This is a genomic window from Pseudactinotalea sp. HY160 (genome assembly GCF_009372055.1).
GTDB lineage: Bacteria > Actinomycetota > Actinomycetes > Actinomycetales > Beutenbergiaceae > HY158.
The window spans coordinates 48,411-70,576 of the sequence record NZ_WHMT01000012.1 but is presented as its reverse complement, the minus strand read 5'-3'; the positions used below and the strand labels follow the sequence as shown (position 1 = coordinate 70,576).

Sequence of the window (22,166 nt, the reverse complement as noted above, 5' to 3'; positions counted from 1 at the left end):
ACGCATCCTTCGCGGAAGAGGCCCGTCATGGCCGCCAGCACGCACGAGTCGCGGACCCGCCCCCGGCGGGCCGAGTTGCTCGCGGCCACGTCGCTGGCGATCGACCTGGGCCTGGGGCAGCCGATGGAGCACATGCTGCGCGCCTGCGTGCTCGGCAGCGGGCTCGCCGAGCGGCTGGGCCTGCCGACCGAGCAGCGGGACCGGATCTTCTACGCCTCGCTGCTCGCCTGGATCGGCTGCCACGCCGACTCGCCCGAACTGAGCGCCCTGTTCGGCGACGACATCGCCTTCCGCGCGGGCACCTACGCCGTGGACAAGCACGGCCTCCCGCTCGTCCGGTTCAGCCTGCACTTCCTGGCCGCGGGCGCGGGCGCGGGCGCCGGCACCCGGGCGGTGCGTTCGGCCCGGTTCCTCGCGATGGGCGGGCGGCCGCTGCGCGACCTCATCCGCTCCCACTGTGTGTCGGCGGGGGTGCTCGCCCGGCGGATGGGCATCGACGAGGTGGTCGCCCGGCAGCTTGGCTACGTGTTCGAGCGGTGGGACGGCGCGGGCGCCCCGGACGGCGCGCGCGGGGAGGAGATCCCGCTCGAGATGCGGATCGTGCACCTGGCGGACACGGCCGAGGTGCACCTGCGCGAGGGCGGCACGGCGGCGGCGATCCGGATGGTGCGCGACCGCCGCGGCACCCAGTTCGACCCGGGATTGGCCGATGAGTTCTGCGCCTACCTCGCCGCGCCGCCGGCGGGCGCGTTCGCGGGCGAGCTCATGGACGACGCGTGGTCGGCCGCGCTCGCGTGCGCGCCGCAGGATCGGGTGGTCACGGGTGCCGAGTTGGACGAGTCGCTGCGGGCGATGGCCGACTTCGCCGACCTCAAGTCGGCCTACGCGGCCGGGCACTCGCGCGCGGTCGCCCGCCTTGCCGGGGCCGCGGCGCGGGTGGCCGGGATGGCCGAGGGCGATCGGTCGGCCCTGCACCGGGCCGGTCTTGTGCACGACCTCGGCCGGCTCGGGGTGTCGAACTCGGTGTGGGACAAGGCCGCACCGCTCACCCCGGCGGAGCGCGAGCGGGTGCAGCTGCATCCCTACCTCACCGAGCGGATCCTCACCCGGGTGCCGGCGCTGGCGGGCCTGGGCCGGCTCGCGGGCGCGCACCACGAACGCCTCGACGGATCGGGATACCCGCGCGGGACCGGCGGGGAGGGCACGGGAATGCCGGCCCGGATCCTCGCGGCGGCGGACTGCTACGAGGGCTGGCTCGAGCCGCGCCCGCACCGGCCCGCGATGCCCCGGTCCGAGGCCGCGAGTAGGCTGCGCGGCTGTGTCGCGGACCTGCGCCTCGATACGGCCGCGGTCGAGTCGGTGCTGTCGGCCGACGGGCAGCCGGCCCGGCGCCGCGGCACCTGGCCCGCCGGGCTGACCGCCCGGGAGGTCGAGGTGCTCCACCTCATCGTGCACGGGCGCTCCACCCGCGAGATCGCCGCGGAACTGGTCATCTCCCCGAAGACCGCCCGGCACCACGTCGAGCACATCTACCTCAAGCTCGGCGTCTCGAACCGGGTCGGGGCCGCGCTCTTCGCGATGGAGCACGGGATCGCCGGCGCCCCGGGCACGCCCACGGGACACTGAGCCTGGATCCACCGGGTGGATTTTCTAGGAGCGTGGACCAGCAGCACGCCAGTTGCGGTCCCGGCTTGGTCAGCGGATGCGGGAAAGCATGTGTGTCGCAAGGGGAGAGTTGGATGACGCGCTGTTCGAGTTGTTGCCTCCGTCGCTGGATGGCTGCCGCAGGACCATCCGGCGCAGTTCATCGCCGATCCGGTCGATGAGCATTCGGACCTGTCCCCAAATTCACTCGGCCTACCCCGAGGGGCGGGGTGCGCCGCCGTTTGATCCTCGGTTGACGGTGCGGATCCTGTTGTCCGGGTACACCACCGGGTGCGTTCCTCGCGCAAGCTGGAAGCGGCGTGCGTTGATGTCGTCGCGCTGCGCCGGCTCGCGGCCGGGGCCGCTCCGGATTGCCGTCCGGTCGCCCGGTTCCGCAAGCGTCATCTCTCGGCATTGGGGCACCTGTTCACTCAGGCGTTGGCGTTGTGCCGGGCCGCGGAGATGGTCAGTCTGGGCCGGGTGGCCCTGGATAGCACCAACGTGCGGGCGAACGCTTCCCGGCGCAAGGCGATGAGCTATGCCCGATCGCCCAGGCCGAGCAGGACTTGGAGGAGGAGGCCCGCGAGCGTATCCGGGCGCGGCCGAGGAGAAGGCTGCCCAGCGGCGCGAGGACGAGGACGTCACGGCCGAGCGGGTCGATGCCGCGCTCGCCACGGCGGTGCCGAAGGTGAAGGCGCAACGCAACTTCACCGATCCGCAGTCGAGGATCATGAAGATCTCCGATAGGTCCTTCTACCAGTGCTCACACTGCTCAGGCTATGGTCGATGCCGGCTACTGCTCCGAGGACAAACCTGAACCGAGGGGCGTGGTTTCAGCCGAGACCGGCACCGAATTCTTCATCGCGATCAGCCGTGCCAAGCGCGGCGACCCGAGCCCCGTGGCGCCGCGAGGCCCGATCCCCAAGAACGCCACGGCTACGCAACGGATGGCCCGGAAGCTGAAGACCACGCCAGCCGAGCGGTCTACTCCCGGCGCAAGACGATCGTGGAATAGGTCTTCGGTCAGATGGCCACCCTGCAAGACGGCAAACGGCTCCTGCTGTGCAGGCTGGAGCAGGCCAAGGTGAATGGCTGCTGCTGGCCGCATGCCACAACCTGCGCAAACTACACGGCCACCTCGGCTCTGACAGGCTCGCGGCCCTGACGACCACCTGATGCGGGCCCCTCGGGGCGCCTGCACCGTCGGGATCAACCCGCCAAACGAGACACCACAATCCAAGGCCGCGTGACTCCACACAGCTTGACATCGCGCGCTACGGCGACGGAGTCGGCCCAGCACCACGACATCCATTTGGATCGCAGTCCCTGCAGGCCCGCGCTCACCGCTCACCCGAGACACGTTGGACGCTTACCGACCCACGCTCCTCAACAGTCCCTTCCCGGCCGTGCCCGTTGCTCGTCGTGCCCCACCAGCGGTCATGGACAGAACGGCTGGCTCGGGTGCTTGACGCGGGAGCGGTTCGAGGGCATCATATCTCGGATACCTAGGGGCTGCAGTCTGACCCAAACTGTCACCAAGTTGTGCAGGAGGTTCAAAGACGAGACACACTATCTTTCTAGATGCGTCCTGTCCCAGGATGCTCCGATCATCAGCATCATGCGCATACAAGAAGGTTTGTGAGATGCGAATAAGGTTGCCTTCAAAGATCGCGGGCGCCGTTTTGACTGCGATTGTGTTGTCATTGTCTGGTGTGGTGGTTCCAGCCCAAGCGGGCCCCATAGCACCTAGTTGTGTGACGCTGTCGAGCTCACACCCGAGCCCCATCACGACGCAGGCCAAAGCGTATAACGGCTGCTCCACTTTACAGCGGCTCAAGTTGATCTGGGCCTTCACGAACGATAGTTCGTGCAAGTCTCTCTCCTCGAAGTACACGCGTACCTACACGGCACCTTGGTACGCCAGAGCAGATCGCCTCGAAAGTTGCTAGCGGTCCGTGAGATAACAGTAAGTGCATGCCCACAGCCCCGTGTACATCATGTGGATCAAGAGTAAGGGGAAACGCGACATGTCCGCAAGGATGAGCATCTGTAGAATGGCCGCCATACCGGCGTTTGCCGCTCTACTCATCGGCGGTGCCCTGGTGGCACCTGCCGAGGCAGCATCCCCACCGGGATGCGTCAACGCCTCGACCGCGTCATCTGGTCTCAAACGGACGCTCAAGGTGTACAACGGTTGCATCTCGTCGTATCGCATCAAGACGATCTGGGACTATGACCTCGATGGTCCCTGCGCCACACTTGCGTCGAAACCTACGCGTACCGAGGTCTACTTCTGGCCAGCACGGTTCGATGGGCTGCAAAGCTGCTGATCAACCAGCGCGTGTCTTCTGATCGTGAGCCTGCCTCTGCGGCGATCTGCTGTGGAGGCAGGCTCACGAGGGGGTGAAAGAGTGGAACTGCGGAATCAGGCGCTGCAGGTCGAGGGCCTCAACGTCAGTTACGGTTCGAAGAGGGCTGTTCGGAATGTTTCACTGGTGGTGCCAACCGGTGTGACCGGGCTGCTCGGACCAAACGGCGCCGGCAAGTCGTCGATCCTTCGGACTGTCGCAACAGTGCAACGCGCGGACAGCGGGTCAGTCACGTTCGATGGTCTCGACCTCATCGGTTCGGAAAATCTGCGTTCAGTCCGGCGCCTGATCGGCTACCTACCACAGAGCCCCGGCCTGTACCCGTCCTTTCGTGTGTACCGATTCGTAGACCACGTTGCCCTTCTTAAGGAGATCGGTGATCCGAGCAAGCGGCGCACTGAGGTCGATCGGGTCCTCACAGCGGTGGACCTGTTCGATCGTAGGAATGATAGAATCGCTCGCCTTTCGGGTGGCATGCGTCAACGACTGGCCTTAGCCTGCACTATCGTCGGGGCCCCTGAGCTGGTCATTCTCGACGAGCCAACAGTCGGGATGGATCCTGAGCAACGTATTCGCTTCCGTGAACTCGTGGGAAGGCTCGCGCAGCAGCATGTTGTGCTTCTCTCCACGCATCAGACGGACGACGTTTCGGCCTTATGTTCGCAGGTCGCAGTGATGAGGCGGGGTGAGATCCTGTACACTGGAACTCCTGCGGGCTTAGCAAGTCGAGCCGAGGGAATGGTCTGGGAGAGTGACGTCCCCGATGAGAGAGCGCTTGCAGCGTGGAAGACGGGCGATGGCCGGGCCCGCAACGTAGGCAATCCGCCGGCTGGTGCGCTGATCATTCCGCCCTCGTTGGACGACGGGTACCTGCTGATTACTGACTCAGAGAGGGCCTCGACATGAAGAACTATGCACGTCGGGCAGTCGCTGGATTGGCGTTTGCTTCTGCTCGCGAATACCTATTTCACCCGATTACCCTCGTTGCAGTGGCATTAATCACCATCCCTTGGGTTCTGGACCTGTTCAACGGTTCAGCCACGAGCTTTCGCGTCCTGAGTCACGAGTCGGCGAACATACAATTGCCACTGCTTGTACTCGCTGCCGCCGCCTATTTGGTTACCCATCAGGCGACCATTCGGCCCTACCGGACTGGCGCGATCCTCTCGGAGGGCGCAATGCCGTTGCCGCACTGGGCACGCAGCCTCGCGGCGGGTATGGGACTACTCTCCTTCGCAGTACTGGGCATGCTGCTAGCGATGGCGCGGCTGACGATGTTCTCACTGAGCGAGGGTGCGGCCGGATCCCTAGCCATTTTCGAAGTTTTGACGGTGCCAGCATTTGTCGTGGCAGCCGGTGCTATAGGAATGTTGATCGGGCGGGCTTTGCGATCTGCCGTAGCCGGCATCCTACTCTTCGCAGTGCTAGCAGGAGGAGTAATCGCTGCCTTCTACACCGCGAGTTCAGCCAGTTGGTTATCTCTGATGGTGCCATTAGACCCATTAGACCCGGGAGTGCTGCCTTCCTCATTGATCGATCGCCCCGCAGGCTGGCACCTCCTGTGGCTCGCCACGCTTATCGTTGTCGTCCTCGTCGCAGCGCTTCTTATCGACCGCCTGCCCGCGAAAGTTGGAGCACCTGTGTTGGCAATAGCGCTTGCCGGGGCGACGGTCGCAGGAGCTATGCAGAGCCAGGGTCCCAGCCCGTCAGTACTTGGCGAACGCGCCGGGGTGTTCCTCAACCCTGCCGACCTTCAGAATTGTCGCACAATTGGTATAGATCGATTCTGCAGCTTTCCTGAGTTCGAGTCTCGCATCCCGGCCTGGAAGGACGTCGTAGACGGTGTGCGTTCTGCGGTGCCAACGGAGCTCACAGCGCAGGGATCTATCGCAGTTCGGCAGAGCCTCGATGCCGTCAACGGCCCTATGGACTCACAAGGATCACTCCCGCTGGCGGTCTGGGCGAGAGAGGGCCCGCTCGACGAAGCCCTTGCCACGATACCGGCACCGATGTCGTGGGCTGCCACCGGGGATGGCCGACTAGAGGAACACGACGTGCTGTCGTTCGCAGTCGATGTATCGGCCACCATGGTTGAAGGGGTGCCTGAACCGAGTGACCACACCATAGTTGCTTTGTGTGATGCACCCGCCTTCCTGGTTCTTTGGGGAGCGGCCCGTGCTGACCAGTCGACCGAAGCAGCGTTCGGGGGGTTCCTGGGTTCTTCTCAAGGCGGCGCGGTCTGGACGACTACTGTTCGCTCCTCTGCTGGTTATTCGTTCAGCCCAAGCGAAGTCGACCTTGTCGCCCAGTTGCTAGCGCAGCCTCGTGATGTAGCCGATCAGGCTGTAGCAAGTCTCGGCGAGAGCCTGACTAATCTAGATGCGGACATTATGGAAGTGGCCCATCTCCTAAATATGCCGGCACCTGTCCAGCGACCAGAACAGTGGGCGTGTGAATGAGCGCTGGCTATCGGCTTGCGATTGGATTCTCGATCCTCAGCGCATCTCGGTTGCTGCCTACCGCCGTGACTGCCCTTATGGGTATGGCGGTTCTGGGCGGTCTCTTGCTTGCCCGCTTCCAACTCGGTGAGGTAGATGCGACGCTGGCACTGCATCTTTCGCTTGCAGTCACGCTATTAGGTGGGGCGTTTGCGCTCGACGACCCTGCAAGGTCTATAACAGAAGCCCTGCCTGTCGGGCGTGGCATTACGACGATGGTTCGAATCAGCGCCGCTTTCCTACCGATCTTGCTATCATGGTGCGTCCAGCTTGCACTAGCGCCGGCGCTGATCGACAGCAGCGCTCAGTTCAGTGCACCAGGGCTCTTCATCGAGGCACCAGCGCTCGCCGCCTGGATGTGGGTCATTGCCGCGTGGCGCGTCAGCACCGATGTCTCCGGGACCGGCGGTCTCGGCGCCGCGTCAGCACTTATCCTAGGTATGGTGGGCGCCGCCTTCCTACCCGACGCGGTGTCGCTCATCACCCAACCCAGCGAGACGGACTGGACCCCCTCGCGTATAAGATGGGTTGCGCTACTTGTCATGGGCGCTGCAGCACTGGTGCTCGTTTCTAGAACCCCACGCCCAGCGGTGCCGTTTAGGCGGAAGCCAGACCCGAGACGCTTGTAGTCCTCGTTTCTTGGCAATCCCTCTTTGGTCCATGGCTACGCGATCGTCGTCGCTAACGTGCAGGAGAGTACCCGGCAGGATCAGGCGCCGCGACCGCCAGACGTCAGGCCGTACCCGTTGAACCAGTCTTCAGTCCACTCCAGCCACTGACCAGGACGTACCGGCGCCGGTGCGCAGGGCCCGCAGGCCCGAAACCGGGCAAAGATGGGGCAGACGCCCCATGCCGGGGCGCGCTCGCGGGTTCACGATCGGATGCATGAACACCACGACTCGCACGACCGCACCCCTGACCCCGCACGCGGCGACGACCGCCGGTCCGCCCCTCACGGACGGTCCGGGTGACCACCTCACGGGCTTCGGCGTCATGGGTATTCCCTTCGGCGCAGAGGACTACCTCGCGCTGCGCTGCTGGCCGGAGAGCTCCTTCGGGCCCGGCTACCGGTCGATCTGGCATCACGGCTCCGCCGGCTGGACGATCTACTCCGATGCGTCGCCCGCGCTCAGCTGCGCCCGCTTCGTGGGCTCGGCCGCGCAGCGCACGGTGACCACCCCGATCGGCCTGACCTGGCAGGACGAGGCGAGCGTCGTCGTCCATACGGGAACGGGGCTCGCCTGGACGATGCGCTTCGGCGGCTCGCAGCGGACCGCCCTGCTCAACGCCTGCGCCGGCGCGATCCCCGGGAGGGCGTGGAACACCCGCGGCCTGCTCACCTCGATGGGCCTCATGGTCGGGCCGCTCATCGGCGGCGGGCGGCTGCGGATGATCGGCACGATGCCGAACGGTCAGCGCTACCGGATCGCGGCACGGCACGTCTGGATCGTGACCGAGACCGCCGCCGAGATCGAGGGCCGACGGCTCGAGCCGGCCGAGCCCGACCGGCGCCAGCAGCGACTCGGGCCGCTGTGGCTGCCGCGTCGCGGCTTCCTCTACGCCCTCACCACCGCCCGCTTCACCAACTGAGGAGATCCATCATGTCCACCACCACGCACACCACCGCCCCGAGGGGCGATCGGGAGATCGACCCGGAGGCGCTCATGGGATTCATTCACCGCGTCGTGGGCGAGGTGGGGGCCTCCCTCAACGCCGCGCTCGTGGTCATGGGCGACGAACTCGGCTACTACCGCGAGCTCGCCGGCGGCGAGGCCCTCACGCCCGCCGAGCTGGCCGGGCGCACCGGCACCGACGCGCGCTACGCGGGGGAGTGGCTCAACGCCCAGGCCGCGGATCGTCGCGGCGGCGCGCTCCGGCACGGGCCTGGGCTCGGACGAACGCACTCATGACGTGCACACGGGCTGCGGGCGGTTCTTCCTGCCGGTCTACCGCGCCAACCTCGTGAGCGCCTGGCTCCCCGTCCTCAACAGGTTGGTGGGCGACCTCACCGCCGGTGCCGCCGTCGCGGACGTCGGCTGCGGCGGCCCCGCGAGCATGACCGGGCCGCGCGCTCCGGTCACCGCGTGGGTGCTCTCAGATGGGAGCGTCAGTATCGCGCCCACGTGCAGGCCGTGGGGTCCCAGTGGCCGCTCTGCCGAACGCCACTGAGGACTGGGTCGAGGAAGGAGCGGGAGAGCGTGACCGCAGCGTCGAAGTCCATGCCGCTGCAGACCGGCGTACTCCTCGCTTCCTGCGCGTATTGCGGCGCCCAGGAGGACGGGACATCGAGCGCGGGTGCCGCAGGCAGGTTGCGCACGGATCGTTCAGCCTCGATCGCGTTCCACAGGGCTCCGGCGTCGAACTCCTGCGTCCGCGCGAAGACGACGAGGTCCACCAAGTCACGTGCCCGACTCGATCGTCTATCCCGATCGATCCCGTACCTGGACTCTGTCGCGCACAGCTTGTCGGCGACATGATCGACGGCCGGGTACACGCGGTAGATTGGCGTCCGGATCCCCTCCATCTCGAACGGCATCGGGGGAGTGATCTTCTCTGGCTCGGCCGTCATGGTCGAGCCCACAACGAGGTCCACGCGGAACCTCTCGATCGACGTCGGGCCGATCAAGGCCTCCATCCGCAGCTCGGCACCATTCACTGCCGGCTGACCGTCGTTGTCGCGGGTGGGGGTTCGGCCCGTGATCTGGAACGTAAACGGGTCATCGGCCTTCCGTCCGCAGGCAGCGCGCAGGCTAAGGACAGCGTCGTCGATGTCCGTGAGCGCAGCCAGAAGATCGATGTCCTTGCTGTGGCGCGCGTCGATCACCCGAGCCAGGACCGCCACGCCGCCCTTGAGCACCCAGGTCTCATCCTGGAAGACACGAGCGAGGAAACGCGAGTAGACGAACTGTCGCTGCAGGTCGCCGGGTCGGCGCCCCGTGCCCTGTGCGGCGTTGCGGGCCCGATCGCCGATCGACCGGCGCCAGGCGACGGGTGTGCGTGGAGCGAGACTCATTCGATCGTCCCGATCGCATTCTCATTCCGGCCGTCCGGCTCGTGGTGGACAACGAGATCTGTTAGGTGCTTGCGAGCCATCGCGGTGGCTACCTTCGTGATCTGCTCGGACCACCTCGCGGGTTGTGAGGATGGTTGAACCTGTTTCAGAACAGCAAGGTCCCGCTCGAGTACTCGGAGGTCGGGCACGCCCGCGTGCTCGAGTGGGGGCACCACCGTCGGTCGCTGCGCTTCCGGTGCGGCTGCGGGACCTTGACGGTGGGCCTTCGTGGTGACGAGCGCCCGAATCTGCAGTCTGCTGACCTCGCGCGCATACTCGCTCGCGACTTGTTGGACCAGGGGGTTGCCGAGAGCGCGTGCGAGGACCTGGCCCTCGTCGAGCTCGGCGATGCCGAGCAGTGTGCGGATCAGGGGACGGACGTGGGGCGAGTCGGGCCGGCGCCCGGCGGCGGCGTGGAGATCCGCGATCGTCATTCGGCGTGTCGCAATCGCCTCGCGCAGGATCTGAGCCACGTGCTCGAGGTCGTGTCTGGACATCAGCAGGTCGGTGATCGTGCGGGCGATCGTCGTCACGGGCAGGCCGGCGACGACAAGGACATCCTCGGCCATCAGATCGGCACGGTGGATGCGCACCCCGACCTTGCGTGAGCGGTAGGGGCGAGGGAGCGTGTAGTGAAGGTCGACGCTGAGCAGTGACCCGAGATCGTGGAGCCCGGCGGCGCTCGCGTGTGAAACCACGCCGGTCGTCACGGCATTCTGCAGACGCTCGGCCGCTGTCGCCTCCGGCTTCAGCGCGAGCCATTCGGCGCGCAGGTCGACGTTCGGATCCGCGAGGGCGACCGGTTGCGCGTACACCCCGTGGCTCACGCGGTCCAGAAGTCCCCGCTCCACGAGGCGGGAGAGGTGAAGGCGGGTGAGCCCATGAGCAACCGCCTGCCTGGTTGTGAGCAGCCCCCACTGGTCGGCGGCAAGCTCACCGACAGTGACCAGTAGATCCGTTCGCATGGCTCGATCGTATCAAACATATCGATACAATCAAGCCATGAGGGGCTGCCGAGGTTGTTGATTCCGCCCCCGCCGTTCCGCCGTCACCGACGACGCCTATGGCCGGCTGCCGAGGAGGGGAGACCGAATGAGCGGCCAGAACAGGACGCACAACCGGGCCGAGCAGGTCTACGGCGCCCGGCCAGGCGCCGTCCATTCGCGATGGCCGGATGTGGTGCCAGGGAGTGCTCGTGTCATAGTGGCGGCGGCGCGGGTGAGGGCGGCGCGCCCGCTAGCGTGAGCCGCGTCCGCTCCGATAGATCGGGGGAGAGCCCATGGACGCCGTCGACCTCGCCTATCCGTTCATCGGCCGCTGGCTCGCCCGGAACAGTCCGGCCGACCGGGTGCCGAGTCACGGCACGGAGCTGTTCGCCTCGGCCCATGCGATCGACTTCGTGGCCGTCGACAGCGCCGGCCGCACCGCCCCGATCACGCTCCGATCGCTGCTCCGCCCGGAGCCGGCGAACGGGTTCCCGGGGTTCGGCCGTCCCGTGCTCGCGCCGGCCGCCGGGACCGTGGTCGCCGCGCACGACCACCAGCCCGACCACGACGCCCGGCTGGGCATCCCCTCACTCGGTTACGCCCTGACCCAGCGGCGCCGGGCCGCCGACGGCTGGCTCGCGCTCGCCGGCAACCACGTGTTCATCGACGTCGGCGCGGCCGTCATCGCGCTGTGCCACCTGCAGCGGGGGAGTGTGGCCGTGGTCGCCGGTGAGCGGGTCGAGGCGGGCACCGTCCTCGGCCGCTGCGGCAACTCGGGCAACAGCACCGAGCCGCACCTGCACCTCCAGGCGATCGACACCCCCGACCTCGGCCGTGCCCGCGCCGTGCCGATCACCTTCGGCGGGACGCTCCCGCGGAACGGGCAGGTGATCGAAGCACCCTGATCGCCGTGCGGCCTGCGCGGCGTTCTCGAGAATCCATCGCCTCCGGTCGGAGTGGAACGAAGCCATGACCGAGAATGGACGCTTCTGCCCGGCTCCGTCCGCACGGGCCGTCGACTCGGCACGTGCCGACAGCGAGTCGGCGGGTGGGTCAGAACGCTGCGAGTCGGCGCGAGAACGTCGCCAGGGCGTCGGCGATAGCGCGCAGATCCGTGGTGTCGTCGCCTTCCGCCAAACGCTCGACGATCCAGGTGCGGGCGAGCGTGGAGGCAGGAATGCCGGCCCGTTCGGCGGCGGCCTCGAGTGCCTCGATCTCGGACTCGTTCAGTCGCAGCGAGTACACACGGGAGCGCTGATTGCGTCGTGTGATGAGTGTGCCGGGCCGGAGAGGGGCGTCGGGGTTCGCCTCGGCGGCCTCGGCCTCGAGACGCAGGACGTCCGCAAGGTCGTCGTGGTCGTTCATGGTGGATCGCCTCCTGTGGCGTAGCGACGTTGGTCGGTGGCGTTCGCGGGCCAGCCGTTCACCCCGAAGCGCACTCCGTTGCGGTCGAGCACGATGACGGTCAAGACTCGTCCGGTCGAGCGGGCCCGCCCGATCATTCGGATGCTCTGCCCGCTGGCGCTCGCCGGGTCTGGGATGAATGTCACTGCACCTGGATCAGCCATGGACTCGTTTGCTTCTGCGGGCGTCACACCGTGACGGGCGAGCATGTAGTCACCTCGGTAGGTCCAGTCGGCATCGTGCACCACGATGTCAGTGTATGACGGCTCGTCATACGGGATCAAGAGGTGGCGCCTACTTCTCACGGCTGCGCGTGAGTACGTGCCGCGGCCTCCGGCCGGTTGCCGGGGCCGGACAGACCTCCCGCCTCGCACTGGGGAGCGAGGGCCGCGCTCGTAGACCTGGAGGCCTTCGCCGGCGGGGACCCCTCCCGCGACATTGACGATGCCCGGGAAGGAACCTGCTCCGCGACGCGATCAGTCGATCGTTCGCGGCCGCACGCACCACGCCGTGATCCACGCGCCCGGTTCGGACGATGTCGGGCGCGCGTGGCAGCATGGATGCCTATGACGGACCAGCCGACCGAGAACGCCACCCCCGCCGCCGACGGGCAGGGCAGCTACGGTCCGTTCGCCTACCTCGCCACCCCGACCGGGCCGCTGTATCGGCGCGTCATGCGCGCCCTCATGGCGCAGAAGGAGCGCTTCACGGTCCATGTGCGGCCCGAGGAGGTGGTCGAGGCACTGCGTACGGACGGCGGAGCGCGCGTTCCGGAGGAGGCCGTCGCCGAGGCGCTCGAGCGGCTCGCGCAGCCGTCGTGGGGGAACGTGCTCGCCTTCCCCGACTCCAGCCGGGTCACCGCCCTGGAGGACTTCTACCGGCGGCGCATGCTCTACCAGCTCTCCCGCGAGGGGGAGGCGGCCGAGCGGGCCCTCGCCCAATACGACGCCGCCCTCGGAACCCGCGGCGCCCTGCAGTCCGTCGCGCTGGAGGACATCGTCGTGCTGCTCACCCGGCTGCGCGACACCGCGCTGGCCCATGCGGCGGGGGAGGGCGTCGATACCGCCGTCACCCATCAGGCGCTGCGCAGCCTGCGCGAACGGTTCACCGAGCTCGCCGAGAACGCCGTGGCCTTCATGGGGTCGATGCAGCGAACGATCGATCTGCACGATGCCGACGTCGAGGCGTTCCTCGCGTACAAGGAGGAGCTCATCGCCTACCTCGAGCGGTTCATCCACGATCTGCTCACCCGCGGCGCCGCGATCAGCGGCCTGCTCGCCGAGATCCCGGAGGCCGGCGTCGCCTTCCTCGCGGCCACCGCGGCCGAACGGGAGTCCGCCGACGCCGCCCCGGGCGAGGCGGCCGACGCCCGCGAGGCGGTCCGGCGGACGTGGCTGCGGCAGTGGTCGGGGCTGACCGAGTGGTTCGTCAGCACCCCAGCCCGCGAGAGCGAGGCCAAGCTGCTGCGCGCCCGGGCCCGCGCCGCGATCCCCGCCCTGCTCGCCGTCGTGCGCGCCCTGCACGAGCGGGCCGGCGGCCGCACCGACCGCAGCGAGGACTTCCTCACCCTTGCGACCTGGTTCGCCGCCCTGCCCACGGACGGCGACCGGCACCGGCTCTGGCGCTCCGCGTTCGCACTCACCCCGGTCCGCCACCTGAGCGTCACGCCCGCGACCGAGGAGGCGTGGGCGGCCGCCGAACTCGGCAATGCCACGCCGTGGGAGCAGGCCCCGGCCCTCGAGATCAGCCCGCAGCTGCGCCGCAGCGGATCCTACGAGCGCCGTGGCAAGGCCGTGCGGGTCGCCGACCGCACCGAGGGCAAGCGGCTGCTCGCCGACCGGGCCCGCCACGAGAGCGAACAGACCGCCGCGGCCCGCAGCCGCATCCTCACCGGCGGACCCCGGCCGCTGTCGAGCTTCGGGGAACTCGACCCGGAGGCTTTCCGCCTCTTCCTCGGCCTCCTCGGCGATGCGCTCGCCGCGATGGGGCCGACCGCCGACACCTCCCAGGTGCACACCTCCGACGGCGAACTGACGGTCACCCTCACCCGCATCCCGGGCGCGGCCACGATGGTGCTCACCACCCCGGACGGGCGGCTGAGCGGCCCGGACCACCTTGTCGACATCGCCTCCGCGACCCTCCCGGGCCCTGAGGTCGAGGCTCCGCCCGAGCCGGTCGCCGGCCCTGCCGACCCTGTCGCCGGCCCCGCGCCCGGCCGGGAGGACTCGCCCGCGCCCGCGGAGGTCTACGCATGAGCGAGGTCCTGCGGATGAACGAGGTCTGCGCATGAGCCCGGCGAGCCCGATCGACCTCGCCCCGACCATCTCCGGGGCGCTCGAGGCCCGCGAGAGCGAGGAACGGGTCCGCGCCGTGCGGGCGCTGCTGGCCCGGCCGGTGCTTCAGGCGCAGGCCGACGGCGAACTGTTCCGGCTCGTGCGCCGCCACGCCGACGCCCTGCGCGCCTGGTTCGATCGCGAGACCGGTTGGCGCCTCCTGGTCGAATCGCAGACCGTGCGCCTCCTCACCGCCCACGTGCCGCACGGGCCCACGGCGATCGCCATCGCCGAACGCCATCCGGCCCGCGCCCGCAAGGGCGACCCGCCCTTCACGCGGCGGCGCTACGTGCTGCTGTGCCTCGCGCTCGCCGTGCTCGAGCGGTCCGACCCGCAGATCTCGCTCGGACGCCTCGCCGAGAACATCGTGCTCGCCGCCCACCGGCCCGGCCTCGACGACGTGGTGTTCACCCTGACCGGCCGCGAGGAACGCTCCGACCTCGTGGCCGCGATCCGCCTCCTGCTCGCCTACGGGGTGCTCCAGCGCGTGGCCGGCGACGAGGAGTCCTACGTCTCGGCCGCCGGCGACGCACTCTACGACGTGGACCGGCGCGTGCTCGCCACGATGCTCTCCACCACCCACGGGCCCGGGCTCGTGGCCGCCACGGCCGGCCCCGGCCGGGGCATCGACGAACTCGAGGCCGCCCTGCACGAGGCCCCGCCCGCCTACACCGAGGAGGAGACCCACCGCCGGCTCCGCCACGCCGTGAGCCGGCGGCTCCTGTGTGACCCGGTCGTCTACTACGACGAACTCCCGGCCGACGAGCGCGCCTACCTCGTGAGCCAGCGGGTCCAGCTCACCCGCCGGCTCGCCGAGGCCACCGGCCTCGTTCCCGAACTGCGCGGCGAGGGGATCGCGCTCGTCGACCCCGACGACCAGCTGACCGACGTGCGCATGCCCGAGCAGGGCACCGACGGTCACGCCACCCTCCTGCTGGCCGAACGGCTCGCCGCCGGCGGCGCCACCGACGTCGCCGGCCTGCGCCGCCAGGTGCGGCGCCTCGCCGGCGAACACGCCGCCTACTGGCGCAAGACCGCCCAGGAACCGGGCGCGGAGAACGCGCTCGTGGCCGCCGCCCTCGACCGGCTCGTGGGGCTCGGCCTCGTGCGCCTCGAGGGAGAGGGGAGCGGGGCCGTCGTCCATCCGCTGCCCGCGCTGCGGCGCTTCACCATGACCGCCCCGACCATCACCGCCCGGAGGGCCCGATGACCGCCCCGACCCACACGGACACCGCCGCGCTGCCCCGGCCCACGAGCGAACGCTGGCAGCCGCTGCGGCTCGGCCTGGTCGACCTGTTCTACTACGACGACGAACAGTTCTGGTTCCACGACGGGCGGCTGCTGCTGCGCGGCAACAACGGCACCGGCAAGTCGAAGGTGCTCGCCCTCACGCTGCCCTTCCTGCTCGACGGCTCGATCGCGCCCCGGCGGGTCGAACCGGACGCCGACCCGAAGAAGCGCATGGACTGGAACCTGCTCCTCGGCGGCGCCCACCCCCACACCGAACGCACCGGCTACAGCTGGGTCGAATTCGGGCGCGTCGACGCCGCCGGCACCGAGCACTTCACCACGCTCGGCATCGGCCTCAAGGCCGCCGCGGGCCGCGGCATCGTCAAGACCTGGTACTTCACCTCCACCCGGCGCATCGGCGACCTGCGTCTCCTCGACGAGCACCGCACCGCCCTGAGCGCCGAACGCCTGCGCGACGACCTCGCGGGCTCCGGCGCCGGCCACGTGCACACGACCCAGGAGGCCTACCGCCGCGCCGTCGACGAGGCCATGTTCCGCCTCGGCCCGGAGCGCTACTCGGCCCTGATCGACCTGCTCATCCAGCTGCGCCAACCGCAGCTGTCGAAGCGGCCCGACGAGAAGGCCCTCTCGGCCGCGCTCACCGAGGCGCTCACCCCGCTCGACCAGGCCGTGGTCGCCGACGTCGCCGAATCGTTCCGCTCGCTCGAGGACGAACGCTCCGGCGTCGCCGAGGCGAAGGAGACCCTGCGCGCGGCCGAGGCCTTCCTGCGCCACTACCGCGCCTACGCCCGGGTCGCCTCGCGCCGGCGCACGACCGCCGTGCGGGCCGCGAACTCCACCTACGAGCAGGCCGGACGCGACCTGCGCGAGGCCGAGGACTCCCTCGCCGCGGCCACCGGCGAGGTCGAACGCCTCGCCCGCCACAAGCAGGTGCAGGAGGAGGAGCAGGGCTCCCTCCAGGGGCAGGAGCGGGCGCTGCGGGAGAGCCCGGAGATGCGGGACGCGGCCCGGCTCGAGGACGCCGAGCGATCGGCCCGGGAGGCCGAGGACCTCGAGGCCGCGGCGGCGCAGGAGCAGCGGCGGGCCGCCGCGAGCGCCGAGGAGCAGGCCCGCGAGGCCGACGAGGCCGCGGCCCAGCGGGACGAGGCGGCGACCGGGGCGCACCGACAGGCGGCCGAGGCCGCCTCCCTCGCCGCGGCGGCCGGGCTGGCGCCGGAGCATCCACGGCTTCTGGACGACGCTGCCGCGGCCGGGCGGGCGCTCGATCGGCGCCGCGACCAGGTGCGTCACGTCGAGGCCCTCGTCGCGGCGGCGGCCCGCGCCCGCGGCCAGGCCGAACAGGAGCGGCGCGCCCTCGACGCCGCCCAGAGCGCCTTCGCCGGCCGGACCGAGGAACTGCACACCGCCCGGGAGGCGGTCCAGGCGGCCGTCGCCGGCTACCGCGAGGCGGTCCGCGGCCACCTGCGGGGGCTCAGGTCGCTCGACCTGGCCGGGAGCATCGACGAGATCGTCGAGGCGGCCGAGGCCTGGGCCCGCACCCTCACCGGCGACGCGCCGGCCCGGAGTGCGATCGCCGCGGCGGCCACGGACGCGCTCGGGCGCATCGGCCGGGAGCGGGCCACCGCCGACCACGAGGCCGGGGTGCTCGCCGGGGAGCTGGCGCAGCGGCGGGCCGAGATCGCCGAACTCGAATCCGGCCGCGACCCGGAGCCGCCCCCGGCCCCCGGCCGCGACGAGGCCGCCCGCGTGGGCCGGGCCGGGGCCCCGCTGTGGCGGCTGACCGACGTCGCCGGCGGCGTGAGCGAGGGCGAGCGGGCGGGGATCGAGGCCGCGCTGCAGTCGGCCGGGCTGCTCGACGCGTGGGTGCTGCCCGACGGCACCCTCGAGGCCGCCGGGGACGTCGTGCTCGGCCCGGCGGGCCCAGCGGTCGCGGACTCTCTCGCCTCCGTGCTCGTTCCCACCCCCGGGCCCGACGAGACCGTCGGCGCCGAGGCGATCGGGGCGGTGCTGGCCCGGATCGGCCGGGGCGCGGACTCCGGCGCCGCCTGGTGGGTCGACACCGGCGGCCACTGGGGCGCTGGCCCGGCCCGCGGCTCGTGGACCAAGCCCCGGGCCGAATACCTCGGAGCCGGGGCCCGCGCGGCCCACCGGCGCGCCCTGCTCGAGGACCTGCGCGCCCGCGTCGAGCTCCTCGAGGAGAACCTGCGGGCGGCCCGCGCGGCCGTCGCGGCCGCGGACGCCGCCGCCGCGGAGGTCCAGCGCGAGCGGGCCGGCTATCCCGAGATCCTCGAGCGGGAACTGAGCGCGGAGCACGCGAGGTCCGCCCGCGCCCAACAGGAGGCCGACCGCGCCGAGGCGGCGACCCATGCCGCCGAGACGACCTGGCAGCGCGCCGACGACGAGGCCACGTGGGCGCAGACGGAGCTGACCGACCAGGCCGGCGAGCTCGGCCTCGGCACCACGAGCACCGAGATCGACGCCGCCCGCGAGGCGGTCCACGCCTACCGGGCCGCGCTCGAGCGGGCGCGCTCCGCCGTCCACGCGCTCACGGCGGCGACGACCGCCCTGGGACGGGCGACGGCGCGCTCGGAGGAGGCGCGGGAGCTGCTCGCCTCGCGCGAGGCGGACCACCGGCAGCGGCGCGCCCGGGCCACCGGGCTGCGGTCCACCTTCGAGGAGCTGCACGCGACCGTCGGCGCCTCGGTCGCCGAACTGCAGGCCCGCCTCGGCGAGGCCACCGCCGCCCTCGACCGCGTGGCCGAATCGCTCGCGCGCACGGCCCGCGACCAGCTCGGCGCCGCCTCGACGCAGGGGCGGCTGACCGAGACCGTGCAGGAGCTGCAGCGCCGGCGCGACGAGTCCGACCAGGCCCGCGCCGACTCGATCGAGGAGCTGCGACTCTTCGCCGGAACAGGACTGCTGCGGGTCGCCCTGCCGGAGGAGCCCGTGCCGGACGGGCCCGAGGCCTGGAACCTCACCGCGACCCTCGCCCTCGCCCGCTCCGTGGAACAGCAGCTCGGCGACGACGAGTCCCCCGACGCGTGGGCGCGGGCCCAGCAGCGCGTCTCCGGGGCGGCCACCGACCTGAGCGCGCAGATGAGCCGGCACGGGCACACCGCCTTCGTCGAGCAGCACGGCGACGTGCTCGTGGTGCGGGTGCGCTACCTCAACGAGGAGGTCGACATCGACCGCCTCGCGCTCCGGCTGGCCCAGGACGTGGCCGATCGCGAGCGTCTCCTGAGCGCCCGCGAACGGGAGATCCTCGAGAACCACCTCGTGAGCGAGGTCGCCGGGCACCTGCACGAGCTGCTGCTCACCGCCGAGGGCCAGATCGACCGGATGAACCGGGAGCTCGCCGCCCGCAAGACCTCGACCGGCATGCAGCTGCGGGTGCGCTGGCGCGAGCGCGGCGACGGCCCCGCGGGTCTGGCCGCCGCGCGCGGGCTCATGGTGCGCTCCGATGCCTCCTGGACGGCGCAGGACCGGGCCGCCATCGGCGACTTCCTGCAGGCGCAGATCGCCGAGGTGCGTCAGGCCGACCCCACGGGGAGCTGGCAGGAGCACCTCGAGCGGGCCCTCGACTACCGGCAGTGGCACACGTTCGTGGTCGAGCGTTGGCAGAGTGGGCAGTGGCGCTCGGCCTCCGGCCCGGCCTCGGGCGGCGAGCGGGCGCTGGCCGTGTCGGTGCCGCTGTTCGCGGCCGCCTCCGCGCACTACAACTCGGCCGGGCCGCACGCGCCCCGGCTCATCCTCCTCGACGAGGCGTTCGCGGGTGTCGACGACGACTCCCGCGCCAAGTCCCTCGGGCTGCTCGCCACGTTCGACCTGGACGTCGTGATGACCAGCGAGCGCGAATGGGGCTGCTACCCGCAGGTCCCCGGGCTCTCGATCGCGCAGCTCTCCCGGGTCGAGGGCATCGACGCCGTCGGCGTCACCCGGTGGCGCTGGGACGGGCGCCGGCGCGAACGCGACGCCGAGGTGGCCGCGGCGGCCCGCGCCGGGGGCGAGACGATCGCCGCCGACGACGCCACCCTGTTCGGATGAGCGGCGCGGCGGCCGCGCTCGAGACGCTCCTCGGCGGGCCGGAGACGGCCTGGCTGCTGTCCCGGGTGCGCCGCCGGATCCTCCGCCGGGAGGGCGCTGCGGGCGAGCCGCTCACGGGCGTCGTCCGCCTGAACGATCCGACCCCCGAGCAGCGCGCCGCGGCCTGGCGGCTCGTGGGGCGGCCGCGACGCGCCGGCGACTCGGTGCGCGTGGACCTCGCGGTGGTGGAGGAGATCCTGCGCCGCGGCCCCTGGCCCGCCGGACTGGCCGATGCGGTCGAGACCCTCACGGGCCCGATCATCGACCACGCGGCTGAACGCGACCGCGAGCGGGCCGCCTGGGACGCCGCGCGCGACGCGTTGCTGCCGGCCGCCCGCCGCTTCCCCGGGCTCGGCCCGTGGTGGGAGCAGTGGTGCGGTGCCGGCGGGCTCAAGCGCGCCGCCGCCGCCGAGGCCGCCCGGGCCCCCGGCCCCGGCGGAGCCGGTACCGTCACGGGCCCCGCGGTGGGGGAGCGACTCGCCTCCGACGCGGCCGCCGTGCTCGACCTGCTGCCCGCGGGCGGTGAGCCGCTCGCCGTGCTCGCGCGCCGCGCCCTCGGCGACGCCCACGGCCTCGACTCCGCCCGCCCGCTCGGCCGGCTCGTCGCGGGCATCGTGCGGGCCGCGTTCTCCCCGGAGACGGCCGAGGATCTCTCCGCCCGGGACGTGTGGGCCAGGGCCGGGGTCGTGCTCTCGACCGTGGCCTCCACGGCCCTGTGCCTCGGGGTCGCGGGGTTCGACCCGGCCGATGTGGGCGGTGCGGGTGAGCTGGGCGGTGTGAGCGCCGTGCCCGCACCGAGGGCCGCGACCGCCGCGGCGCTCGAGGCGATGCGGGCGGCGCGGATGCCGCTCGTGCTCACGCTGGAGCAGGTGCGCTCCGGGGGCGTGCGGCCCGTGCCCCGCGCCGGCGTGATCCACGTGTGCGAGAACCCGACGGTCGTCGAGGTCGTGGCGGACCGGTGGGCGCGGGCCCCGCACGACGGCCCGGCCGGCGGGGTGGCGTCCGGCCCGGTGCTCGTATGCACCTCCGGGCAGCCGTCCACGGCGGTGGTCGACCTGCTCGCCGCGCTCACCGCCGAGGGCGCCGCCGTTCGCTATCACGGCGACTTCGACTGGGCCGGCCTGCGGATCGCGCGCTCGCTCGCCCGGCACGTGCCCTGGCTGCCGTGGCGCTTCGAGGCCGGCGACTACCGGGCGGCGCTGAGCGGACCGGTGCCCTCCCTGCCGCTGACCGGCAGCCCGGCCGAGTCCCCGTGGGATCCGGGCCTGGCCCGCGCGATGGCCGAGCTCGGGCTCGCGGTCGAGGAGGAGGCCGTGGCCCAGGAACTCGCCGCCGATGTGCTCGCCGGCGTCCTCGGCGGCCGCCCGGCCCCTGTGTCTGGCCGCCGGGCCTCGGGGCAGGAGTCAGGTACGGGCATCGAGGAGGAAGCCGAGGTCGACTTCTAGGAGCCGGGCGTTAGAAGTCAGTAGCCGCAGCCCCTCGTGCTGCGCCTGGGACAGGAGCATTCGGTCGAACGGGTCGCGCCGTGCGAGCGACGGAAACGAGCTGAGGCCGACCCCGTGCTGTGCATTGAAAGGCAACTCGATCAGGCCCGCGTCCGCGCCGGCACCGACGATTCACCGGGAACGCGCAATCGTCCAAGCATCTCCTTGAGAGTGATCTCCAGAACCGAGACCGCTAAGAAGTGCACCCGCGGTGCCTCGGCCACCTGCGCGCGGGCCCGGCCACCGAGTCGTGGATCGCCGGCGAGGACCCAGATCAGGGCATTCGTGTCGAGCAGGACTCCGATCATGACGCCGGTGCGCCGTAGAAGAGGTCGTCGATCTCGGCGTCCGGACCGTCGAAGAGCGACGGATCACTCCGGTAGTCCTGCCACCCGTCCACGCCGATGACCACCGTCGGAACCTGATGGGCCACCAGATCGACAACGGGTCGGCCGGCGCGAGCGATCGTCACGCTCTTCCCCTCGAGCGCCGCCTCGATCAGCCGGGACAGATGAGTCTTCGCCTCGTGTACGTTGACCTGAATCATGATCGTCACGATACGTGGCTTAGCTAAGTCTGACTAGGTCGACGTGGTCGACCGAATGGTCCCTCGTCCCGCATGCCGGCGGCGCGCAGTGGCGATCGGGGGCACCACGGCCACGGGGCGGGCGAGGCCGGGAGTCTCACCAGAGCCCGCCGGCCCACAGGCCCAGCCCGGCGGCCGCCGTCGCGGTGATGAGCACCCCGAGCCCGTTGAGCGCGCCGGCGACCCAGCGTCGCTCCTGCACGAGGCGCACGGTCTCGAAGCTCGCGGTGGAGAAGGTGGTGTAGCCGCCGAGGAAGCCGGTGCCGACCACCAGGTGCCACGTCTCGGGCACGATCCGGCCCGCCGCCAGCCCCGTGAGCAGCCCGAGCACGAAGGACCCGCTCAGGTTGATGAGGATCGTGGCCCACGGCACCGTGGCGGCCATCCGGGCGCGGATGAGGCCGTCGAGCACGAGCCGGGCCGCGGCGCCGAGCCCGCCCGCGAGGGCCACGAGCGTGAAGGTCCAGGCCGCCACC

General features: G+C 70.8%; 19 protein-coding genes. 11 read left to right on the top strand and 8 right to left on the bottom strand.

Annotation, left to right across the window (positions count from 1 at the left end):
• The first annotated feature begins 27 nt into the window (after positions 1-27).
• Positions 28-1,626: an HD domain-containing phosphohydrolase gene (locus GCG21_RS11725; protein ID WP_152909867.1), complete on the top strand. Its 1,599-nt coding sequence runs from the start codon at positions 28-30 to the stop codon at positions 1,624-1,626.
• An 811-nt stretch (positions 1,627-2,437) separates the two neighbouring features.
• Here the strand turns inward: GCG21_RS11725 and GCG21_RS11720 are convergent.
• The gene (locus GCG21_RS11720) at positions 2,438-2,752 is read right to left on the bottom strand and encodes a hypothetical protein (protein ID WP_152909866.1); all 315 of its coding nucleotides are present in this window, start codon (positions 2,750-2,752) and stop codon (positions 2,438-2,440) included.
• Positions 2,753-3,698: 946 nt separating this feature from the next.
• Between GCG21_RS11720 and GCG21_RS11715 the strand changes: the two genes are divergently transcribed.
• From GCG21_RS11715 to GCG21_RS11695, 5 genes are all read left to right on the top strand, one after another.
• Positions 3,699-3,974 (top strand): hypothetical protein, encoded by a 276-nt coding sequence (locus GCG21_RS11715; protein WP_152909865.1) that lies wholly within the window; start codon positions 3,699-3,701, stop codon positions 3,972-3,974.
• Positions 3,975-4,055: 81 nt separating this feature from the next.
• On the top strand, positions 4,056-4,919 hold the full coding sequence (locus tag GCG21_RS11710) for an ABC transporter ATP-binding protein (RefSeq protein WP_370517479.1): 864 nt from the start codon (positions 4,056-4,058) through the stop codon (positions 4,917-4,919).
• A gap of 83 nt (positions 4,920-5,002) precedes the next feature.
• Positions 5,003-6,472, top strand: coding sequence for a hypothetical protein (locus GCG21_RS11705; protein WP_152909864.1), 1,470 nt, complete (start codon positions 5,003-5,005; stop codon positions 6,470-6,472).
• A 924-nt stretch (positions 6,473-7,396) separates the two neighbouring features.
• The gene (locus GCG21_RS11700; RefSeq protein ID WP_152909863.1) at positions 7,397-8,101 is read left to right on the top strand and encodes a hypothetical protein; all 705 of its coding nucleotides are present in this window, start codon (positions 7,397-7,399) and stop codon (positions 8,099-8,101) included.
• Positions 8,102-8,112: 11 nt separating this feature from the next.
• Positions 8,113-8,421, top strand: coding sequence for a hypothetical protein (locus tag GCG21_RS11695; protein WP_152909862.1), 309 nt, complete (start codon positions 8,113-8,115; stop codon positions 8,419-8,421).
• Positions 8,422-8,618: 197 nt separating this feature from the next.
• On the opposite strand, the gene GCG21_RS11690 is transcribed toward GCG21_RS11695, so the two are convergent.
• Together GCG21_RS11690 and GCG21_RS11685 are read right to left on the bottom strand one after the other, a co-directional pair.
• Complete coding sequence (locus GCG21_RS11690; protein WP_152909861.1) at positions 8,619-9,524, bottom strand: nucleotidyl transferase AbiEii/AbiGii toxin family protein; 906 nt, start codon at positions 9,522-9,524, stop codon at positions 8,619-8,621.
• Complete coding sequence (locus tag GCG21_RS11685; RefSeq protein ID WP_152909860.1) at positions 9,521-10,528, bottom strand: type IV toxin-antitoxin system AbiEi family antitoxin domain-containing protein; 1,008 nt, start codon at positions 10,526-10,528, stop codon at positions 9,521-9,523. Before GCG21_RS11685 ends, GCG21_RS11690 begins: the two co-directional genes overlap by 4 nt.
• Before the next feature lie 314 nt (positions 10,529-10,842).
• Here GCG21_RS11685 and GCG21_RS11680 point away from each other — a divergent pair, with 314 nt between their 5' ends.
• Positions 10,843-11,454: a M23 family metallopeptidase gene (locus GCG21_RS11680; protein WP_152909859.1), complete on the top strand. Its 612-nt coding sequence runs from the start codon at positions 10,843-10,845 to the stop codon at positions 11,452-11,454.
• Between the two features lie 148 nt (positions 11,455-11,602).
• Here the strand turns inward: GCG21_RS11680 and GCG21_RS11675 are convergent, their stop codons facing one another.
• Together GCG21_RS11675 and GCG21_RS11670 are read right to left on the bottom strand one after the other, a co-directional pair.
• Positions 11,603-11,914 (bottom strand): hypothetical protein, encoded by a 312-nt coding sequence (locus GCG21_RS11675; protein WP_152909858.1) that lies wholly within the window; start codon positions 11,912-11,914, stop codon positions 11,603-11,605.
• Positions 11,911-12,201 carry a hypothetical protein gene (locus GCG21_RS11670; RefSeq protein ID WP_227993715.1) on the bottom strand — a complete coding sequence of 97 codons (291 nt, stop codon included), beginning with the start codon at positions 12,199-12,201 and terminating at the stop codon, positions 11,911-11,913. Before GCG21_RS11670 ends, GCG21_RS11675 begins: the two co-directional genes overlap by 4 nt.
• 318 nt (positions 12,202-12,519) lie before the next feature.
• Here GCG21_RS11670 and GCG21_RS11665 point away from each other — a divergent pair, with 318 nt between their 5' ends.
• Genes GCG21_RS11665 through GCG21_RS11650 form a run of 4 tightly spaced genes read left to right on the top strand, consistent with a single transcriptional unit; the run spans position 12,520 to position 21,065 of the window.
• Entirely contained in the window at positions 12,520-14,208 is a 1,689-nt protein-coding gene (locus tag GCG21_RS11665; RefSeq protein ID WP_227993714.1) for a TIGR02677 family protein, read from the top strand.
• Positions 14,209-14,239: 31 nt separating this feature from the next.
• Positions 14,240-15,496: a TIGR02678 family protein gene (locus tag GCG21_RS11660; protein ID WP_152909856.1), complete on the top strand. Its 1,257-nt coding sequence runs from the start codon at positions 14,240-14,242 to the stop codon at positions 15,494-15,496.
• Positions 15,493-19,581 carry a TIGR02680 family protein gene (locus tag GCG21_RS11655; protein ID WP_152909855.1) on the top strand — a complete coding sequence of 1,363 codons (4,089 nt, stop codon included), beginning with the start codon at positions 15,493-15,495 and terminating at the stop codon, positions 19,579-19,581. The genes GCG21_RS11660 and GCG21_RS11655 overlap by 4 nt, the downstream gene beginning before the upstream one ends.
• Positions 19,578-21,065 (top strand): TIGR02679 family protein, encoded by a 1,488-nt coding sequence (locus GCG21_RS11650; protein ID WP_194165059.1) that lies wholly within the window; start codon positions 19,578-19,580, stop codon positions 21,063-21,065. Before GCG21_RS11655 ends, GCG21_RS11650 begins: the two co-directional genes overlap by 4 nt.
• A gap of 140 nt (positions 21,066-21,205) precedes the next feature.
• On the opposite strand, the gene GCG21_RS11645 is transcribed toward GCG21_RS11650, so the two are convergent.
• The 3 genes from GCG21_RS11645 to crcB form a co-directional block, all read right to left on the bottom strand.
• Positions 21,206-21,412 carry a hypothetical protein gene (locus tag GCG21_RS11645; protein WP_152909853.1) on the bottom strand — a complete coding sequence of 69 codons (207 nt, stop codon included), beginning with the start codon at positions 21,410-21,412 and terminating at the stop codon, positions 21,206-21,208.
• Positions 21,409-21,651 carry a type II toxin-antitoxin system Phd/YefM family antitoxin gene (locus tag GCG21_RS11640; RefSeq protein WP_152909852.1) on the bottom strand — a complete coding sequence of 81 codons (243 nt, stop codon included), beginning with the start codon at positions 21,649-21,651 and terminating at the stop codon, positions 21,409-21,411. Before GCG21_RS11640 ends, GCG21_RS11645 begins: the two co-directional genes overlap by 4 nt.
• A gap of 136 nt (positions 21,652-21,787) precedes the next feature.
• The gene (crcB, locus tag GCG21_RS11635; protein ID WP_370517478.1) at positions 21,788-22,165 is read right to left on the bottom strand and encodes a fluoride efflux transporter CrcB; all 378 of its coding nucleotides are present in this window, start codon (positions 22,163-22,165) and stop codon (positions 21,788-21,790) included.
• Position 22,166 lies beyond the last annotated feature (1 nt).

Bases quoted from the DNA above. Each gene is read 5' to 3' on its own strand.
- GCG21_RS11655 (WP_152909855.1), top strand. From the start codon at position 15,493: ATGACCGCCCCGACCCACACGGACACCGCCGCGCTGCCCCGGCCCACG.
- GCG21_RS11715 (WP_152909865.1), top strand. From the start codon at position 3,699: ATGGCCGCCATACCGGCGTTTGCCGCTCTACTCATCGGCGGTGCCCTG.
- GCG21_RS11680 (WP_152909859.1), top strand. From the start codon at position 10,843: ATGGACGCCGTCGACCTCGCCTATCCGTTCATCGGCCGCTGGCTCGCC.
- GCG21_RS11700 (WP_152909863.1), top strand. From the start codon at position 7,397: ATGAACACCACGACTCGCACGACCGCACCCCTGACCCCGCACGCGGCG.
- GCG21_RS11665 (WP_227993714.1), top strand. From the start codon at position 12,520: ATGACGGACCAGCCGACCGAGAACGCCACCCCCGCCGCCGACGGGCAG.
- GCG21_RS11685 (WP_152909860.1), bottom strand. From the start codon at position 10,528: ATGCGAACGGATCTACTGGTCACTGTCGGTGAGCTTGCCGCCGACCAG.
- GCG21_RS11675 (WP_152909858.1), bottom strand. From the start codon at position 11,914: ATGAACGACCACGACGACCTTGCGGACGTCCTGCGTCTCGAGGCCGAG.
- GCG21_RS11650 (WP_194165059.1), top strand. From the start codon at position 19,578: ATGAGCGGCGCGGCGGCCGCGCTCGAGACGCTCCTCGGCGGGCCGGAG.
- GCG21_RS11720 (WP_152909866.1), bottom strand. From the start codon at position 2,752: ATGCGGCCAGCAGCAGCCATTCACCTTGGCCTGCTCCAGCCTGCACAG.
- GCG21_RS11690 (WP_152909861.1), bottom strand. From the start codon at position 9,524: ATGAGTCTCGCTCCACGCACACCCGTCGCCTGGCGCCGGTCGATCGGC.
- GCG21_RS11660 (WP_152909856.1), top strand. From the start codon at position 14,240: ATGAGCCCGGCGAGCCCGATCGACCTCGCCCCGACCATCTCCGGGGCG.
- GCG21_RS11695 (WP_152909862.1), top strand. From the start codon at position 8,113: ATGTCCACCACCACGCACACCACCGCCCCGAGGGGCGATCGGGAGATC.
- GCG21_RS11640 (WP_152909852.1), bottom strand. From the start codon at position 21,651: ATGATTCAGGTCAACGTACACGAGGCGAAGACTCATCTGTCCCGGCTG.
- GCG21_RS11645 (WP_152909853.1), bottom strand. From the start codon at position 21,412: ATGATCGGAGTCCTGCTCGACACGAATGCCCTGATCTGGGTCCTCGCC.
- GCG21_RS11725 (WP_152909867.1), top strand. From the start codon at position 28: ATGGCCGCCAGCACGCACGAGTCGCGGACCCGCCCCCGGCGGGCCGAG.